This is a genomic window from Mycobacterium adipatum, from assembly GCF_001644575.1.
Taxonomy (GTDB): domain Bacteria; phylum Actinomycetota; class Actinomycetes; order Mycobacteriales; family Mycobacteriaceae; genus Mycobacterium; species Mycobacterium adipatum.
The window spans coordinates 2,688,594-2,704,536 of the sequence record NZ_CP015596.1; the positions used below are offsets into that span (position 1 = coordinate 2,688,594).

The window sequence follows — 15,943 nt, forward strand, 5'->3', positions numbered from 1 at the left end:
CATGAGAAGCCTCTTCTATGTCGACGCACTGCCCGGTGTCGGCGGGATCGCCGTGGTCGACGGGGACGAAGGGTTCCACGCCTCCAACGTGCGTCGGATCCGGCCCGGTGAGGAACTCGACCTCAGCGACGGCGCCGGCACCGTCGCGCACAGCGTCGTCGAGGAGGCCGTCAAGGGCCGGCTGACCGCGCGGGTGCTGGATCTCACCGAGATCGCGAGGCCGACACCCGCGGTGACCGTTGTGCAGGCGCTGCCCAAGTCCGAACGGTCCGAGCTGGCAATCGAATTGGCCACCGAGGCCGGTGCCGACGGGTTTGTGGCCTGGCAGGCGCAGCGCTGCGTGGCCCGCTGGGAATCGGCGGCCAAGATCGACAAGGGGTTGCGGCGCTGGGGCGCGGTGGCCCGATCGGCGGCGCGGCAGTCCCGGCGTGCCCACGTCCCGCAGGTCGAGGGCCTGATGTCCACCGCGGACCTGCTCGGCCGCGCCCCGGACGCGTTGACCCTGGTGCTGCACGAGTCCGCCACGGTGCCGCTGGCCGATATCGGCCTGGCGGATGCCGCTTCGGTGCTGCTGGTGGTCGGGCCGGAGGGCGGGATCAGCGACGAGGAACTGGCCCAGCTCGCCGGTGCGGGCGCCCGCACCGTGCGGCTCGGGCCGACGGTGCTGCGCACTTCCACGGCCGCGGCGGTGGCGCTCGGCGCGATCGGGGTGTTGACCCGGCGCTGGGACCTGCCGAACTAACCATTGGGTCGCGTCGGTGACCAGCGGTAAACTCGACGACATCATTACCCGAGAGCACAGGAAGCAGGCACGAAACCGCACGTGACGCCCCGCGAGACGACCGCTGGCCCGATCTCTGGACCGGTACGAAGCAGCATCACTGTTCCGCCCGACATCATTGTGGGCCTGCTGGGTTCGGCCGATGAGAATCTGCGCGCCCTGGAAAAGCTGCTCACCGCCGACATCCACGTCCGCGGAAACGCCATCACCTTCAGTGGTGAGCCCGCCGATGTCGCCCTGGCCGAGCGGGTGGTGACCGAGCTGATCGCCGTGATCGCCCAGGGACAACCGCTGAGCCCCGACGCGGTGCGCCGCAGTGTGTCGATGCTGACCGGGGCCGTGGACGCGTCGCCGGCCGAGGTGCTCACCCTGGACATCCTGTCGCGGCGCGGTAAGACCATCCGGCCCAAGACGCTCAACCAGAAGCACTATGTCGACGCCATCGACGCGCACACCATCGTCTTCGGTATCGGCCCGGCGGGCACCGGCAAGACCTACCTCGCGATGGCCAAGGCGGTCGCGGCGCTGCAGGCCAAGGAAGTCAACCGGATCATCCTGACCCGACCCGCGGTGGAAGCCGGTGAGCGCCTTGGCTTCCTGCCCGGCACGCTGACCGAGAAGATCGACCCGTACCTGCGCCCGCTGTATGACGCGCTGCACGACATGATGGACCCGACCGCCATCCCGAACCTGTTGGCCGCCGGGGTGATCGAGGTGGCGCCGCTAGCGTTCATGCGCGGCCGCTCGCTCAACGACGCGTTCATCATCCTGGATGAGGCGCAGAACACCACGCCCGAGCAGATGAAGATGTTCCTGACCCGGCTGGGATTCAACTCCAAGATGGTGGTCACCGGCGACGTCACCCAGGTCGACCTGCCCGGCGGGGCGCGGTCGGGTCTGCGTGCGGCCAGCGACATCCTGGACGGCATCGACGATATCCACTTCGCCGAGCTCACCAGCGCCGACGTGGTGCGTCACCGGCTGGTGTCGGCGATAGTGGACGCCTACTCGCGGCACGAGGCGCAGCCGGAATTGATCAACCGCGCGCAGCGCCGGTCGTCGGGTGGACGTGCGCGCAGATGAGCGACGCTTGCGGAGCGAATGAACAGATGACATGCGGGACCCGAGCCTGCGAGGGAGCCGCATGAGCGACGCTTGCGGAGCGAATGAACAGATGACATGCGGGACCCGAGCCTGCGAGGGAGCCGCATGAGTATCGAGGTCTCGAACGAGTCGGGGATGGATGTCTCCGAACAGGAATTGGTCAGCGTCGCCAAGTTCGTCATCGCGCAGATGGATGTGAACCCGGCGGCCGAGCTGTCCATGGTGTTGCTGGACACCGCGGCGATGGCGGATCTGCACATGCGGTGGATGGACCTGCCCGGGCCGACCGATGTGATGAGCTTCCCGATGGACGAGCTGGAGCCCGGCGGACGACCGGATGCGGCCGAACCCGGTCCGTCCATGCTCGGCGATATCGTGCTGTGCCCGGAGTTCGCCGCCGCTCAGGCCGAGAAGGCGGGGCACTCGCTCGGGCAGGAACTGGCCTTGCTCACCGTGCACGGTGTGCTGCACCTGCTCGGCTACGACCACGCCGAACCCGATGAGGAGAAGGAGATGTTCGCCCTGCAACGTCGCCTGCTCGAGGAATGGGTTGCCGATCAAGTGGAGTCCTACCGCCAGGACCTGCAGAACGAGAAGGATCGCCGACTGCTCGACAAGTCGCGATACTTCGACCAGCAGTGACCGGCCTCGCCCCGCTGCTGGGTGCAGTGCTGCTCATCGGCCTCGGTGGGCTGTTCGCCGCGGTGGACGCCGCGATCAGCACCGCCTCGCTGGCCCGTGTGGAGGAGATGGTCCGCGAGGAGCGGCCCGGCGCGAGCCGACTGGCGGGTGTGCTGCTGGACCGTCCCCGCTACATCAACCTGGTGGTGCTGCTGCGTATCACGTGTGAGGTGAGCGCCACCGTCCTGCTGGTGTCCTATCTGGACGGCTACCTGGGCGTGGCCTGGGGTCTGTTCGCCGCGGCGGCCACCATGGTGGTGGTCAGCTTCGTGGTCATCGGTGTCGGTCCACGAACCGTGGGCCGGCAGAATGCCTACACGATTGCGCTGGCGTCGGCCCTTCCGCTGCACGCGATCTCGGTGCTGCTCACTCCGATCAGCCGGCTGCTGGTGCTGATCGGTAACGCGCTGACGCCGGGTCGCGGTTTCCGTAACGGGCCGTTCGCCTCGGAGATCGAGCTGCGCGAGGTGGTCGATCTGGCCCAGCAGCGCGGTGTGGTGGCCGATGACGAACGCCGCATGATCCAGTCGGTGTTCGAACTCGGTGACACCCCGGCGCGCGAGGTGATGGTGCCGCGCACCGAGATGGTGTGGATCGAGTCCGACAAGACGGCGGCACAGGCGCTCTCGCTGGCGGTGCGCAGCGGGCACTCCCGGCTGCCGGTGATCGGGGAGAACGTCGACGATGTCGTCGGGGTGGTCTATCTCAAGGATCTGGTGGCCCAGACCCGCACCGAATCTCCTGCCGTCGCCGCGCGCCACCAGGCAAACGGGCCCGTCGACACCCGGGTCGGCGAGGTGATGCGCCCCGCGGTGTTCGTGCCGGACTCCAAAACGCTGGACACCCTGCTGCGCGAGATGCAGCGCGACCGCAAGCACATGGCGTTGCTGGTCGACGAATACGGGGCGATCGCCGGTCTGGTCACCATCGAGGACGTGCTCGAGGAGATCGTCGGCGAGATCAACGACGAATACGACGCCGACGAGGTGGCGCCGTGGGAAGAGCTGGGTTCCCACCGGTTCCGGGTATCCACCCGGCTGCCCATCGAGGACCTGACCGAACTGTACGAGGATCTGGAGATCGACGAGGACCTCGAGGTCGATACCGTCGGCGGGCTACTGGCCCACGAGCTCGGTCGGGTGCCCTTGCCGGGCGCGCAGGTCAGTTGGAACGGATTGCGGATGCGGGCCGAGGGCGGTCCGGACCATCGCGGCCGGGTGCGGATCGGCACGGTGCTGATCGCCCCGGAAGCACCACCGGAGGAGGACACGTGAGCGATCTCGACGCCGAGGACGGCAAGCTGGTGGTGCTGGCTCGCGGTGCCATGGCCCGTGCGGAAGCCGCCCAGGGGGCGGCGGTGCGCGATCTGGACGGCCGCACCTATGCCGGGGCGCCCGTGCAGCTTTCGGCGCTGAGCCTGACCGCACTGCAGGCCGCCGTCGCCGCGGCGGTGTCCAGCGGTGCGTCCGGACTGGAGTCGGTGGTGCTGGTCGGTGGGTCGGCCGAGGACCCGGGGGTCGGCGCGGTGACCGAGCTGTCCCCGTCGGCCGCGGTCATCGTCACCGACCGGGCGGGCAACCCGGTATGAGCGGCGAATTCCGTTCCGGCTTCGTCTGTTTCGTCGGCCGCCCGAACACCGGTAAGTCGACGCTGACCAATGCGCTGGTCGGCGAGAAGGTGGCCATCACGTCGAATCGGCCGCAGACCACCCGGCACACCATCCGCGGCATCGTGCACCGCGACGATTTCCAGATCATCCTCGTCGACACCCCGGGCCTGCACCGGCCGCGCACCCTGCTCGGTGAGCGGCTCAACGAACTGGTCAAGGCGACCTATTCCGACGTCGATGTGATCGGGCTGTGCCTGCCGGCCGACGAGGCGATCGGGCCGGGTGACCGGTGGATCTACGACCAGATCCGCGCCGTGGCCCCCAGGACCACGCTGGTGGTCATCGTGACCAAGATCGACAAGGTGCCCAAGGAGAAGGTGGCCGCCCAGTTGTTGGCGGTCAGCGAATTGACCGGCGGCACCGCGGAGATCGTGCCGGTGTCGGCGACCAGGGGTGAGCAGCTCGACGTGCTGATCGACGTCCTGGTGGGCAAGCTTCCGCCGGGCCCGGCGTTCTACCCCGACGGGGAACTCACCGACGAGCCCGAGCAGGTCCTGATGGCCGAGTTCATCCGGGAGGCCGCGCTCGAAGGGGTCCGCGACGAGCTGCCGCACTCGCTGGCCGTCGTCATCGACGAGGTGACCCCCCGGGAGGGTCGCGACGACCTGATCGACGTACACGCCATCCTCTATGTCGAACGGGACAGCCAGAAGGGCATCATCATCGGCAAGGGCGGTGCCCGGTTGCGTGAGGTCGGTACCGCCGCCCGGCTGCAGATCGAGAAGCTGCTGGGCACCAAGGTCTACCTGGATCTGCGGGTCAAGATCGCCAAGAACTGGCAGCGTGACCCGAAACAGTTGGGGCGCTTGGGCTTCTGAGGGTTATGGCGTCCAGCCCGGCACCTGGCCGAAATCGCGGATATCCGACGGGACCGGCGGTGCGCCATCACCCTTGCCGTACACCGCGACCACCACGGTGCGGTCCAGCAGGCTTTCCGACCAGACACCGATGTGCACATTCGAGCAGTCGGCCATGATCGCGTAGTAGTCCGGCCGGTGATACCACTGGTTGATCAGCTCGATGCCGCTGATCGCCAGCGCCGGGTTGATCGCCACTGTCTCGGCGACGGCCCCGGCGTAGCCGGCGTTGCGTGCCCGGTCGGCGACGGTTGTGCCGTCGGACCCGATATCGCCGTTGAGGGCCCGGTTGTTGAGCACGTCGTTGGTGTGCCACTGGGCGGCGAGGCGCAACTTCGGGTTGATCTTGATCTCGGTGTCGCATCCGGCCTTGTGCTGCACGGTGTAGACGTTGGCGACCACGCCGTCGTTCAGGCGCCGGTTGTCAGCGTTCGCGGTGGGTGCGGCCAGCATCGCCCCGGCGGCGAAGGTGGCCACGCCGACTGCCGTCGCGCAACGGCGGGTGTTCGTCATAGGGGGTGACCTTACGTCAGCGCGGCACGGTCCCACCACGGTTCCGGTTGCTTGACCGTCCAGCCGTTCACCGCCTCCAGGGCGGCGGCCAGGGAGATCAGCAGCGGTTCGCTGTCGGCTGGCCCCATCAGCTGCACGCCGATGGGCAGCCCGTCGGAGGTGAATCCGGCCGGGACATTGATCGACGGCCAGCCCAGGAGGTTCCACGGCCAGGTCACCGGGCAGGCACGGATCATCGCCCGGTCGGTGGCCAGCGGGCCGCGGCGGTCGTACTCGTCGACCAGCGGTGGCGGCTGCGCGGTGGTGGGGGCGAGCACCACATCGGCGATATTGAAGATCCAACCGACCCGGCGCTGGGCCTGCGCTTCGGCCGCCCGCGCCTTGCGCAGGGTGTGCTGGGACAGCAGCCAGCCGGTTCGGATGTTGCTCACGGTGCGTTTGTCCAATGTCACGCCCGATCCCAGGCGTTGCTGCCACTCCATGAGGCCCGACGTGGAGCGGGCCAGGAAATTCCACGACATCCGCAGCCCGTAGTCCGGGTCGGCCTTGATGACGGTGTGCCCGAGCTGGCCCAGCTGATCGGCGACGGCCCGCAGCGCGTCGGCGATCTCCGGGTGCAGCTCGGAGCGGAAGAAATTGAACGGAAAGGCGGTGGACATCGCGATGCGCAGCGGGCCGGGAGCGCGCGCCACATGATCGGAGACCTGCACCGGCGCGGGCTTGTGCAGGTCGCCGGGGGCGTTACCGGAGGCGGCATCGAGCACGATGGCGGCGTCGGCGACGGTGCGGGCCAGCACCCCGTTGACGGTGATGCCGTTGAAGGCCTCGGGCAGCGGCCAGGTGGAGATGCGTCCGCGCTGCGGTTTGATCCCGACCAGATTGGTCCAGGCGGCCGGTATTCGAACGCTGCCGGCGCCGTCGGAGCCGATGGCGGCGGTCACCAGGCCGGCCGCCACTGCGGCGGCGCTGCCCCCGGAGGAGCCGCCCGGGCTGTGCTCGCGCGACCACGGATTACGCGTATGGCCGAATCCGGGTCCGCTGGTGAACGGCCACTGACCCAGCTCGCAGGTGTTGGTCTTCCCGACGATCACCGCGCCGGCCGCCCGTAGGCGGCGCACCACCTCTGCGTCCGCACTGGCCACGGGGAGTTCGCCATCGGTGCCGAATCGGGTGGGTACCCCGGCCACGTCCACGTCGTCCTTGACCGCGATGGGGATCCCGAGCAGTGGAAGATGTTGTCCGGCAGCACGTTTGCGATCGGCCTCGGCGGCCTCGGCCAGCGCCGTAGTGGTCAGCACCACCCGGAAGGCGTTCAGGGTGGGCTGGCTGGCCTCGATGGCATCCAGGGACTGGCGTACCAAGTTCTCGGATGTCGTCGAGCCGCTGGCGAGTCGGTACTGCAACTGGGTGAGGGTGGGGAATCTGGGGGTGCGAACCATGCTGGTGGGCGTTCTCGGGGTGGGAACCATACTGATCTCGAGGATATCCGGCGTTGCGGTGCGGTCGTTGTCACCGCGCGGTGACAGACTGTCCCGATGCGGTTGTACCGGGATCGAGCGGTGGTGCTGCGCCAGCACAAGCTCGGCGAGGCCGACCGGATCGTGACCCTGCTCACCCGTGAGCACGGCGTGGTCCGCGCGGTGGCCAAGGGGGTGCGCCGCACCCGCAGCAAGTTCGGGGCGCGACTGGAACCTTTCGCGCACATCGATGTTCAGTTGCATCCCGGGCGCAACCTCGACATCGTCACCCAGGTGCAGTCCATCGACGCGTTCGCCGTCGACATCGTCAGTGACTACGGCCGCTACACCTGCGCCTGCGCGATGCTGGAGACCGCGGAGCGGCTCGCCGGAGAGGAGCATGCCCCGGTGCCGGCGCTGCACGGACTGACGGTGGCGGCGCTGCGGGCGGTCGCCGAAGGCAGCCGCCCTCGTGAGCTCGTGCTGGACGCCTACCTGTTGCGCGCGATGGGGATCGCCGGCTGGGCGCCGGCGCTCACCGCATGTGCCCGGTGTGCGGCGCCCGGCCCGCACCGGGCCTTCCACGTCGCCGCCGGTGGCAGCGTGTGCGTGCACTGCCGGCCGTCGGGTGCGGCGACCCCCGCGCAGGCCGTCATGGACCTGATGACGGCCCTGCACGACGGTGACTGGGAGTTCGCGCAAGCCTCCACCGCATCGCATCGCAGCCAGGCCAGCGGGCTGGTCGCCGCGCATCTGCAGTGGCATCTGGAACGCAAACTGCGGACATTGCCGCTGGTGGAGCGTGGCGATGCGCGCTGGCGGGAAGAGCAGAAGGCATATTTCCGGGTTGATAGCGCGGCCGTTGAACGCGGCGCGGGGACGTTCGGGCAGGATATGCCCCATGGCTACCAAACGGGGCAAGACCACCTACCCGCAGCTGCCCCCGGCGCCTGAGGACTACCCGGTCTTTCCGGACGTCTCGACGTGGCCGGTGGTGTTCCCGGAGCTGCCGCCGCGTACCAACGGCAAGTTCTCCCGGCCGCCGCAGCATCCGTCCAAGGCGGTCGCCCCGCAGATCCCGGCCGACCAGGTCCCCAATCACGTGGCCGTGGTGATGGACGGCAACGGCCGGTGGGCCACCCAGCGGGGGCTGGGCCGCACCGAGGGGCACAAGATGGGCGAGGCGGTGCTCATCGACATCACCTGCGGCGCCATCGAACTGGGCATCAAGCATCTGAGCGTGTACGCGTTTTCCACCGAGAACTGGAAGCGCAGCACCGAAGAGGTGCGCTTCCTGATGGGCTTCAACCGTGAGGTGGTGCGCCGCCGCCGGGAGAACCTGGACGCCATGGGTGTCAACATGCGGTGGGTCGGTTCGCGGCCGCGCATGTGGAGCAGCGTCATCAAGGAGTTCGACATCGCCGAGCAGATGACCGTCGGCAACGACGTCATCACGGTCAACTACTGCGTCAACTACGGGGGGCGCACCGAGATCGTGGAGGCGGCAAGGCAACTGGCCGAGGAGGCGGCCGCGGGCAAGATCAACCCCGGTCGCATCAGCGAGGCGTCCTTCGCCAAGCACCTGCACCGTCCCGACATCCCCGACGTCGACCTGTTCATCCGGACCTCGGGGGAGCAGCGCGCCAGCAACTTCCTGATCTGGCAGGCGGCCTACGCCGAGTACGTCTTCCAGGACAAACTCTGGCCCGACTATGACCGCCGCGACCTGTGGGCGGCGTGCGAGGAGTACGTCAACCGCAACCGCCGCTTCGGGCGGGCCTAGCGTGGATCTCGCGGAACGCCTCGTCGCCGTCGCCGAGGCCCTGTTGCCGGCCACCCGTGAGGACGACGGTGCGCTCACCGTGCACCATGACGGCACCTTCGCCTCGCTGCGCGTGGTGAGCGTCGGTGACGGGCTGGACATGGTCTCGCTCAACCAGATTTTGGCCTGGGATCTGCCGCTCGACGACGAGCTGCGCACGAAGGTGGCCGGGCACACCCGGGGCACGCTGCTGGGGACGGTGTCGCTGGCGGAGAAGCAGGGCAGCGCGGATGTGCTGCTGCGCTACAACTTCCCGGGATCCGGGCTCTCCGACGAAGCTCTGGGCACGCTGATCATGATGGTGTTGTCCACCGGTGCCGACGTGCGGCGCACGCTGACGTGAACGCGGTGATCCGGATCGTCGCGGCGGTCGTCCTCGACGACCGTCATCGCGTGCTGGTGGTCCGCAAACGGGGCACCACGGCGTTCATGCAGCCCGGCGGCAAGATCGAACCGGGGGAGACGCCGATGCAGGCGTTGCACCGCGAGGTCCGAGAAGAGCTCGGCGCCGATATCGTGGCGGACTCGGTCCGCCCGCTCGGGCACCACGATGCCGCGGCGGCCAATGAACCCGGGTACCGGGTCGCGGCGGACCTCTTCCTGGTCAGCCTGGATCGGCCGCCCACACCGGGGGCTGAGATCGAAGAGATGGCCTGGGTGGACCCGTTCGCCCCGGGTGAGATCGAGCTCGCCCCGCTGACCCTGGGCGCGGTGCTGGAGTTCGTCCGGGTCAGCTGACCTTCGCACAGCCGGCGCACACGCCGAAGATCTCGATGGTGTGGCTGACGTCGGTGAATCCGTGCTCGGCCGCCACCTGATCGGCCCACACCTCGGCGGCACCGCCCTCCACCTCGACGGTGGCCCCGCAGATCCGGCACACCAGGTGATGGTGGTGGTGCTGCGAGCACAGCCGGTATACCGATTCACCGGTGTCGGTGCGCAGGGTGTCGACCTGGCCGGCGACCGCCATCGACTGCAGTGTGCGGTACACGGTGGTCAGTCCGATGCCCTCGCCACGCTTGCGCAGTTCGTCGTGCAGTTCCTGGGCGGAGCGGAAGTCGGCGATATCGTCCAGCAGCGCGGCGATCGCCGCGCGTTGCTTGGTGGAGCGCACGGGCGCGCTCATGCGCGATCCTCGGACGCATGGGTGACGGCGGCGACCACGATCTCGGCCAGATGCTGGTCGACGAGGCGGTACATCACCTCGCGGCCGCTGCGCTCCCCGGCCACCACGCCCGCGGACTTGAGGATCCGCAGGTGCTGGCTGACCAGGGGCTGGGGCACGTCCAGTGCGTCGACCAGTTCGTGCACGCAGCGCTGCGATTCGCGCAGTTGCAGGACGATGGCGATGCGCAGGGGCGCCGCCAGCGCGCGCAGCAGATCACCGGTGATGTCCAGGATCTCCCGCGACGGGAGCTCGCAGAACGGCTCGCCGGCGTGCTCGTGCACCTCGGCGGCGCCGTCAGTAGTGGAAACGATTTTCATTATGGACACAGATTACATGCAGGTCTGCGCATGTCAATGGCCCGCCGGGGACTCCGCGGCGCCGGCGTCGCGGTCTCATCGCTAGGCTGTCGACCCGTGGCTCCGTCTTCCTCGATCATTGAGACCGTTGCAAACCTGGCGAAACGCCGTGGCCTCGTCTACCAATCGGGCGAGATCTACGGCGGTACGAAGTCCGCCTGGGATTACGGGCCACTCGGGGTGGAGCTCAAGGAGAACATCAAGAAGCAGTGGTGGCGCTCGGTGGTCACCGGCCGCGACGACGTCGTCGGGCTGGACAGCGCGATCATCCTGCCCCGGCAGGTGTGGGTGGCCTCCGGGCACGTCGCGGTGTTCAACGATCCGCTGGTGGAATGCCTGAACTGTCACAAGCGGCACCGCCAGGACCACCTGCAGGAGGCGTACGCGGCGAAGAAGAATCTCGATGACCCGGATTCGGTGTCGATGACCGAGATCGTCTGCCCCGACTGCGGCACCAAGGGCCAGTGGACCGAACCGCGTGACTTCAACATGATGCTCAAGACCTACCTCGGGCCGATCGAGTCCGAGGAGGGGCTGCACTACCTGCGACCCGAGACCGCACAGGGCATCTTCGTCAACTTCGCCAACGTGGTGACCACGTCCCGCAAGAAGCCGCCGTTCGGTATCGGCCAGATCGGCAAGAGCTTCCGCAACGAGATCACCCCGGGCAACTTCATCTTCCGCACCCGCGAGTTCGAGCAGATGGAGATGGAGTTCTTCGTCGAGCCGTCCACCGCGCCCGAGTGGCACAAGTACTGGATCGACACCCGGCTGCAGTGGTACATCGACCTCGGAATCGACCCGGAGAATCTGCGCCTCTACGAGCATCCGCTGGAGAAGCTGTCGCACTACAGCGCGGGCACCACCGATATCGAATACAAATTCGGCTTCGCCGGCAGCCCGTGGGGTGAGCTGGAGGGTATCGCCAACCGCACCGACCACGACCTGTCCAGCCACGCAAAGGCTTCCGGGGCGGATCTGACCTACTATGACCAGGCTTCGGACACCCGCTACACGCCGTACGTCATCGAGCCGGCGGCCGGCCTGACCCGGTCGCTGATGGCCTTCCTGGTGGACGCCTATACCGAGGACGAGGCCCCCAACGCCAAGGGCGGAGTGGACAAGCGCACCGTGCTCAAGCTCGACCCGCGGCTGTCGCCGGTCAAGGCCGCGGTGCTGCCGCTCTCGCGGCACGCCGACTTGTCGCCCAAGGCAAAGGATCTCGCCGCCGAGCTGCGCCAGAGCTGGAACGTGGAGTTCGACGATGCCGGCGCGATCGGGCGGCGCTACCGTCGCCAGGACGAGATCGGCACACCGTTCTGTGTCACGCTGGACTTCGATTCGCTCGACGACCACGCGGTCACCATTCGCGAGCGCGACAGCATGAGCCAGGAGCGGGTGGCGATCTCGGAGGTCTCGAACTATCTCGCCGTGCGCCTGAAGGGCTGCTAACCCCCGTTCCCGCGAGCGTGCGTGTCTGTTGGTGGACACGCCGCTGCCGGACCCGAGTTCGCGCACGCTCGCCGCGGTCGCGTCATTAACAATCGCCGAACTATCCACAGATTCGTTGGCGGGAGTCGACCGGGCCGCGCTGCCCCACCGACGATCGGCAGTATGTCTGACGACGTCGCCGCCTTGCTCGCACGCCAGGGTGGAGTAGCCGCTACCGCCCAACTCCTGAACGTCTTGAGTCGCAGCCGGCTCGATACCCTGATCAGGGCGGGTGAGCTCATCAAGGTGTGGCCCGGTGTCTACGCCGGTGACGAGCCGGACCGTCTCACCCGTCTTCGCGGATTGGACCTTCGTGCGGGTGGGACCGTCGCCATCTGCCTCGGAACTGCGGCTGCGGCATATGGTTTCGACACCGAAGGCGTGATCGACCTGCACGTGCTCAATCCCGACGGCTGCCAGCTCCGGGCATCTGACGGGTTGATCATCCACCGCCGCGATGGTGCACCACTAGCGATGGTCGACGGTCGCCCGGCCTCGACCGCCGCGTGGACGGCGGTCGAGGTGGCCCGGCTTCTGCGTCGTCCGCGTGCTCTGGCAACTTTGGATGCGGCACTGCGGACGGGGAGTTGTGAGCGCCGGCAGCTCCTTGCGGCGGTGACCGAACAACACGGTCGACGTGGCATTGTCCATGTGCGGGAACTGGTTCCGTATGCAATGGCTGGCGCGGAATCGCCGATGGAGAGCGAAGCGCGGCTGGTGATGCTCGATGGGCAGCTGCCGGCCCCCGAACTCCAGTACGAGATCGTCGACTACTCCGGACGGAGGTGGCGACTCGATTTTGCATGGCCGCTGTGCAAATTGGCCGTCGAGTACGACGGGTTCGACTGGCACAGCGACCCTGTCAGCTTCGCTCGGGACCGGCAGAAGCGCGCCGCCCTGCAGGAGATGGGGTGGACCGTGTTGTCGATCGTGTCCGACGATGTCCGGCGCCGGCCGGCTGATTTCCTGCGCCGCGTGCGTTGTGAGCTCTCGCGCTCCCCGGCCGCGTGAGCGTGCGCGATGTCGGAACCGGACGCGGCGTGTCGGCCAGCAGACACGCACGCTCGCGGGTGAGGCGGCTCTCGTGACATATTCCTTGACGGGAATACGTCATGGCGCTTATGGTGACCAGCATGCAGGCGGCGGTGTTCGTGGCACTGGGGGAGCCGAGTCGCCTGCGGATCGTCGATCTGCTCAGGGCCGGGCCGCTTCCGGTCGGCGCGATCGCCGAGGCGCTCGGAATACGGCAGCCGCAGGTGTCCAAACATCTTCGGGTGCTTGGTGATTCCGGGATCGTGAGCAGTCAGGCCCAGGCCCGGCAGCGGATCTACCAGCTCGAAGCCGCACCCTTCGAGGACATCGGCCAATGGGTCGCGTCCTTCGAGAGGCTGTGGGATGACCGGCTGGATTCCCTTGGTGACTTCCTCAATTCGATCACACACGAGAAGAAAGACGACGGCCCATGATTCTGCAGCTGTTCAAGAAGAAGAAGGAGTTCACCCTCCAGCGCACCTACCGTGCGCCGATCGCCACGGTGTGGGAGGCCTGGACCCAGGCCGACCTGCTGCGGCAATGGTGGGGCCCGAAGAACACCTTCGTCCCGGAGTGCCGCATCGAACCGCATGTCGGCGGCGAGGTCTACGTCGTCATGGAGGCCGGGGAGGGAATGGGTAAGTATGCCGGCACCCGCTGGCCGATGGCGGGCACCTTCACCCGCGTCGATCCGGTCAGCCGGCTGACCTACGACGCGCGCTCGTGGACCGACGGGCAGGAGGCGACGACGACGATCGAGCACACCAACGACATCACGCTGCAGGAGCGCGACGGTCAGACGACGCTCACCCTCGACGTCACCATCAGCAGCATCGGCGACAAGGCCAAGATGGCGGCCTTCGGTATGAAGTTCGGCTACAAGGCGCAGCTGGACAAGCTCGCCGAGCGGCTTGCGGGGCAGAGCGGCTGACTTGCGCGCGGCTAGAACCGGCCGCCGCCACCGCTCATGCCGCCGCCGCTGAACCCGCCGCCGCCGGAACCGCCGAAGGTGGTGGAACTCCAACCGCCACTGCCGATTCCGCCTCCGATACCGCCACGCAGCGCCCCGGACAGGATGTTGCCGATGATGATTCCGCCGAGCACCGCGCCGGCATTGGAGCCGCCACCACCACCGAAACCCCCGTGGTTGCTGTAGCGCTGCTGAGCCGCCGCGACATCGCTGTTGGCGATCGTCTGGGCCTGACCGGCCAGCATGGTGGCGCCGTTGGCGTGCGCGATGGCCGCCGGCAGATCGGTGCCCTGCTTATCCTGTGCCGCCTGCAACTGACGGACGGCCTCGGCGAGCCGGGTGCGGGCCTCGGGACCGATGCTGCCGCGGCGGGTATCGATGAAATCCGACACGCCGCGCACCCGTGCCTGTGCGGTGAACAGCGCCTGTTCGAATGCGCGGCGCATCCGCTCGGCGGCTTCGCGCTCCTCGGCCACCGTGGCCAGTAACCGGTCCAGGTCGGCGTCGGCCTGGGTCAGTGCGGTGAAGGCCCCCAACGGGTCGGTGCCGCTGGTGGCCTGCGCGTCGGTGACCGCGCGCGTCGCGGCATCGCGTGCGGTGGTCAGCGCCGCGGCCTCGACGGTCCCGCCCTGGGCCAGTTGGGCGTTCGCGGCCTTGATGCCGTTCTGGATATCGGTGATCGCATCGGGCAGCGTGGCGATGGCGCGGTTGATGTCGGTGGCGGCACTGTCGACCGCATCGAGCATCGTGCGGGCCTGCCCCAACGCGGACTCGGCGGCGTGGATGGCGTCCACCAGGCCGCTCTGGCGTCCGGCCGGGCGCGCCACCAGGGTGCGGCCGTCGGTGATGTTCTGGTCGGCGAAGGCCAGTCGTTGCTTGGCGGTCTCCACATTGTCGGCGACCGAGTCCAGCGCAGCGGGAGCGTACCGCTGGTGCAGCCCGGTCAGCGTCTGTTCGGCCGGCGCGATGCGGGCGCTGAGATCGACCATCTGCTGGGTCAGCGCATCGAGGCGGCTGGGTGCATTGATCACCAGATCCCGCAGTCCGGCGAACGCCTCGCGCTGGGCGTCGAGTTCGCGATCGGCCTTCGCCGCCGCCACGATCACCCGGGTCAGCAGATCGCGGCGCTGCTGCGCGGTCTCGGGCACCGCGTCATCGAGAATCTGGCGCGCGTTGAACGCCTGCGCCAGCGTCGTCTTTGCAGCCGTGACCGCGGCACGAAACGGTGCGGTGTCCTTGTCGCCGAACTCCTCGACGGCCAGTGCCAATTCGTTCTCGCTGGTGCGCACGGCGTTGTCGACCTCCACCACGATGGAGCGCGACAGCTCGTCGAGGGTGTCCAACGGAACGGCCGCCAGCGCGGTCGGGTCGGCCGGGTCGACCCGCTGCGCCGCGGCGAAATCGGCCTCCCGGCGCTTGCGCTTGCGCCGCCGCGACCACAGCAGCAGACCGGTCACCGCCGCCGCGATGACCGCCAGCATCACCAGCACCCCGAACCAGTTCAGTTCGGTATCCGAGGATCCCGGCGATGCCGACCCCGACGGGCCGTCCAGGCCCTGGGCCGCCGCGATGGCCGCCTCCGCCCACTGCTGATCGCGCAGCAGCGGCTCAACCTCATTGCGGCGCAGGGCATCCACATCGATCCCGCCGGCCGCCGCGGTGGGGGCCAGCAACGCGTAGGCGCGGTCGGTGGTGGCGACCGCCAGCAGCGCGTCATGGTCACCGAAATCGCTGGTCCGCATGGTGGCGCGAGCCCATTCCGCGGCGGGCGACCCCGAGAAGGAGTCCACGAACACGACCCAGAGTCGCACCTTGCGATCGGCGTAGAGCTTGTCGATCGCCTGAGTCACCTCGGCCATGTCCGAGCCGCTGAGCGCATTTGCCTCGTCGACCACGTAACTGGCCAGCCGCAGCGGCGGCGCGGCCGCACCGGTGGGAGCGAACAGGAGGCCGGCGGTCAGCACCGCGAGGGCCACGCTGAGCAGACGGGCGATACGCATGCCGTCAATCTAGTGAACGCCGGCGCCGCGCGACTCGGCATG

At 68.3% G+C, this 15,943-nt stretch carries 19 protein-coding genes; 14 read left to right on the forward strand and 5 right to left on the reverse strand.

Annotated features, from left to right (window positions below):
• Window position 1 precedes the first annotated feature (1 nt).
• From A7U43_RS12735 to era, 6 genes are all read left to right on the forward strand, one after another.
• Window positions 2–742 carry a 16S rRNA (uracil(1498)-N(3))-methyltransferase gene (locus tag A7U43_RS12735; protein WP_067995578.1) on the forward strand — a complete coding sequence of 247 codons (741 nt, stop codon included), beginning with the start codon at window positions 2–4 and terminating at the stop codon, window positions 740–742.
• A gap of 81 nt (window positions 743–823) precedes the next feature.
• On the forward strand, window positions 824–1,864 hold the full coding sequence (locus tag A7U43_RS12740) for a PhoH family protein (RefSeq protein ID WP_067995580.1): 1,041 nt from the start codon (window positions 824–826) through the stop codon (window positions 1,862–1,864).
• A 126-nt stretch (window positions 1,865–1,990) separates the two neighbouring features.
• A complete protein-coding gene (gene ybeY, locus A7U43_RS12745; protein WP_067995581.1) occupies window positions 1,991–2,527 on the forward strand; it encodes an rRNA maturation RNase YbeY in 537 nt (178 codons plus the stop codon).
• Window positions 2,524–3,840 carry a hemolysin family protein gene (locus tag A7U43_RS12750; protein WP_067995582.1) on the forward strand — a complete coding sequence of 439 codons (1,317 nt, stop codon included), beginning with the start codon at window positions 2,524–2,526 and terminating at the stop codon, window positions 3,838–3,840. Before ybeY ends, A7U43_RS12750 begins: the two co-directional genes overlap by 4 nt.
• Window positions 3,841–3,890: 50 nt before the next feature.
• Window positions 3,891–4,154, forward strand: a complete 264-nt coding sequence (locus A7U43_RS12755) for a cytidine deaminase (RefSeq protein WP_231963634.1) — start codon at window positions 3,891–3,893, stop codon at window positions 4,152–4,154.
• Window positions 4,151–5,053, forward strand: coding sequence for a GTPase Era (gene era / locus A7U43_RS12760; RefSeq protein ID WP_067995587.1), 903 nt, complete (start codon window positions 4,151–4,153; stop codon window positions 5,051–5,053). The genes A7U43_RS12755 and era overlap by 4 nt, the downstream gene beginning before the upstream one ends.
• Window positions 5,054–5,056: 3 nt before the next feature.
• Here era and A7U43_RS12765 read toward each other — a convergent pair whose 3' ends face one another.
• Both A7U43_RS12765 and A7U43_RS12770 read right to left on the reverse strand, forming a co-directional pair.
• Complete coding sequence (locus A7U43_RS12765) at window positions 5,057–5,545, reverse strand: CAP domain-containing protein (protein WP_156526112.1); 489 nt, start codon at window positions 5,543–5,545, stop codon at window positions 5,057–5,059.
• Window positions 5,546–5,616: 71 nt separating this feature from the next.
• Window positions 5,617–7,074, reverse strand: coding sequence for an amidase (locus A7U43_RS12770; protein WP_067995590.1), 1,458 nt, complete (start codon window positions 7,072–7,074; stop codon window positions 5,617–5,619).
• Window positions 7,075–7,140: 66 nt separating this feature from the next.
• Here A7U43_RS12770 and recO point away from each other — a divergent pair, with 66 nt between their 5' ends.
• Genes recO through A7U43_RS12790 form a run of 4 tightly spaced genes read left to right on the forward strand, consistent with a single transcriptional unit; the run spans window position 7,141 to window position 9,622 of the window.
• Window positions 7,141–8,016, forward strand: a complete 876-nt coding sequence (gene recO, locus A7U43_RS12775; RefSeq protein WP_067995595.1) for a DNA repair protein RecO — start codon at window positions 7,141–7,143, stop codon at window positions 8,014–8,016.
• Complete coding sequence (locus A7U43_RS12780; RefSeq protein ID WP_067995596.1) at window positions 7,964–8,845, forward strand: decaprenyl diphosphate synthase; 882 nt, start codon at window positions 7,964–7,966, stop codon at window positions 8,843–8,845. Before recO ends, A7U43_RS12780 begins: the two co-directional genes overlap by 53 nt.
• Before the next feature lies 1 nt (window position 8,846).
• Window positions 8,847–9,227, forward strand: coding sequence for a hypothetical protein (locus tag A7U43_RS12785; RefSeq protein WP_067995598.1), 381 nt, complete (start codon window positions 8,847–8,849; stop codon window positions 9,225–9,227).
• Entirely contained in the window at window positions 9,224–9,622 is a 399-nt protein-coding gene (locus tag A7U43_RS12790) for an NUDIX hydrolase (protein ID WP_067995600.1), read from the forward strand. The genes A7U43_RS12785 and A7U43_RS12790 overlap by 4 nt, the downstream gene beginning before the upstream one ends.
• Here A7U43_RS12790 and A7U43_RS12795 read toward each other — a convergent pair.
• Both A7U43_RS12795 and A7U43_RS12800 read right to left on the reverse strand, forming a co-directional pair.
• Window positions 9,615–10,010: a Fur family transcriptional regulator gene (locus A7U43_RS12795; RefSeq protein WP_067995603.1), complete on the reverse strand. Its 396-nt coding sequence runs from the start codon at window positions 10,008–10,010 to the stop codon at window positions 9,615–9,617. The genes A7U43_RS12790 and A7U43_RS12795 overlap by 8 nt on opposite strands.
• Window positions 10,007–10,369 (reverse strand): ArsR/SmtB family transcription factor, encoded by a 363-nt coding sequence (locus A7U43_RS12800; RefSeq protein WP_067995606.1) that lies wholly within the window; start codon window positions 10,367–10,369, stop codon window positions 10,007–10,009. Before A7U43_RS12800 ends, A7U43_RS12795 begins: the two co-directional genes overlap by 4 nt.
• Before the next feature lie 36 nt (window positions 10,370–10,405).
• Between A7U43_RS12800 and A7U43_RS12805 the strand changes: the two genes are divergently transcribed.
• The 4 genes from A7U43_RS12805 to A7U43_RS12820 all read left to right on the forward strand — a co-directional run bounded on the left by A7U43_RS12805 (window position 10,406) and on the right by A7U43_RS12820 (window position 13,862).
• Window positions 10,406–11,860, forward strand: a complete 1,455-nt coding sequence (locus A7U43_RS12805; protein ID WP_197500055.1) for a glycine--tRNA ligase — start codon at window positions 10,406–10,408, stop codon at window positions 11,858–11,860.
• Window positions 11,861–12,022: 162 nt separating this feature from the next.
• Window positions 12,023–12,910, forward strand: a complete 888-nt coding sequence (locus A7U43_RS12810; protein WP_067995614.1) for a type IV toxin-antitoxin system AbiEi family antitoxin domain-containing protein — start codon at window positions 12,023–12,025, stop codon at window positions 12,908–12,910.
• A gap of 122 nt (window positions 12,911–13,032) precedes the next feature.
• Window positions 13,033–13,365 carry an ArsR/SmtB family transcription factor gene (locus tag A7U43_RS12815; protein ID WP_082902409.1) on the forward strand — a complete coding sequence of 111 codons (333 nt, stop codon included), beginning with the start codon at window positions 13,033–13,035 and terminating at the stop codon, window positions 13,363–13,365.
• Window positions 13,362–13,862, forward strand: a complete 501-nt coding sequence (locus A7U43_RS12820; RefSeq protein WP_067995616.1) for an SRPBCC family protein — start codon at window positions 13,362–13,364, stop codon at window positions 13,860–13,862. The genes A7U43_RS12815 and A7U43_RS12820 overlap by 4 nt, the downstream gene beginning before the upstream one ends.
• An 11-nt stretch (window positions 13,863–13,873) precedes the next feature.
• Here the strand turns inward: A7U43_RS12820 and A7U43_RS12825 are convergent, their stop codons facing one another.
• Window positions 13,874–15,901: a TPM domain-containing protein gene (locus tag A7U43_RS12825; protein ID WP_067995617.1), complete on the reverse strand. Its 2,028-nt coding sequence runs from the start codon at window positions 15,899–15,901 to the stop codon at window positions 13,874–13,876.
• Window positions 15,902–15,943 lie beyond the last annotated feature (42 nt).

What these genes read in the sequence shown, in the direction of transcription:
- A7U43_RS12735 (WP_067995578.1), top strand. Translation starts at nt 2, where the DNA reads ATGAGAAGCCTCTTCTATGTCGACGCACTGCCCGGTGTCGGCGGGATC.
- ybeY (WP_067995581.1), top strand. Translation starts at nt 1,991, where the DNA reads ATGAGTATCGAGGTCTCGAACGAGTCGGGGATGGATGTCTCCGAACAG.
- A7U43_RS12755 (WP_231963634.1), top strand. Translation starts at nt 3,891, where the DNA reads ATGGCCCGTGCGGAAGCCGCCCAGGGGGCGGCGGTGCGCGATCTGGAC.
- era (WP_067995587.1), top strand. Translation starts at nt 4,151, where the DNA reads ATGAGCGGCGAATTCCGTTCCGGCTTCGTCTGTTTCGTCGGCCGCCCG.
- A7U43_RS12765 (WP_156526112.1), bottom strand. Translation starts at nt 5,545, where the DNA reads ATGCTGGCCGCACCCACCGCGAACGCTGACAACCGGCGCCTGAACGAC.
- A7U43_RS12770 (WP_067995590.1), bottom strand. Translation starts at nt 7,074, where the DNA reads ATGGTTCCCACCCCGAGAACGCCCACCAGCATGGTTCGCACCCCCAGA.
- recO (WP_067995595.1), top strand. Translation starts at nt 7,141, where the DNA reads ATGCGGTTGTACCGGGATCGAGCGGTGGTGCTGCGCCAGCACAAGCTC.
- A7U43_RS12780 (WP_067995596.1), top strand. Translation starts at nt 7,964, where the DNA reads ATGGCTACCAAACGGGGCAAGACCACCTACCCGCAGCTGCCCCCGGCG.
- A7U43_RS12795 (WP_067995603.1), bottom strand. Translation starts at nt 10,010, where the DNA reads ATGAGCGCGCCCGTGCGCTCCACCAAGCAACGCGCGGCGATCGCCGCG.
- A7U43_RS12800 (WP_067995606.1), bottom strand. Translation starts at nt 10,369, where the DNA reads ATGAAAATCGTTTCCACTACTGACGGCGCCGCCGAGGTGCACGAGCAC.
- A7U43_RS12805 (WP_197500055.1), top strand. Translation starts at nt 10,406, where the DNA reads ATGGCCCGCCGGGGACTCCGCGGCGCCGGCGTCGCGGTCTCATCGCTA.
- A7U43_RS12810 (WP_067995614.1), top strand. Translation starts at nt 12,023, where the DNA reads ATGTCTGACGACGTCGCCGCCTTGCTCGCACGCCAGGGTGGAGTAGCC.
- A7U43_RS12815 (WP_082902409.1), top strand. Translation starts at nt 13,033, where the DNA reads ATGCAGGCGGCGGTGTTCGTGGCACTGGGGGAGCCGAGTCGCCTGCGG.
- A7U43_RS12820 (WP_067995616.1), top strand. Translation starts at nt 13,362, where the DNA reads ATGATTCTGCAGCTGTTCAAGAAGAAGAAGGAGTTCACCCTCCAGCGC.
- A7U43_RS12825 (WP_067995617.1), bottom strand. Translation starts at nt 15,901, where the DNA reads ATGCGTATCGCCCGTCTGCTCAGCGTGGCCCTCGCGGTGCTGACCGCC.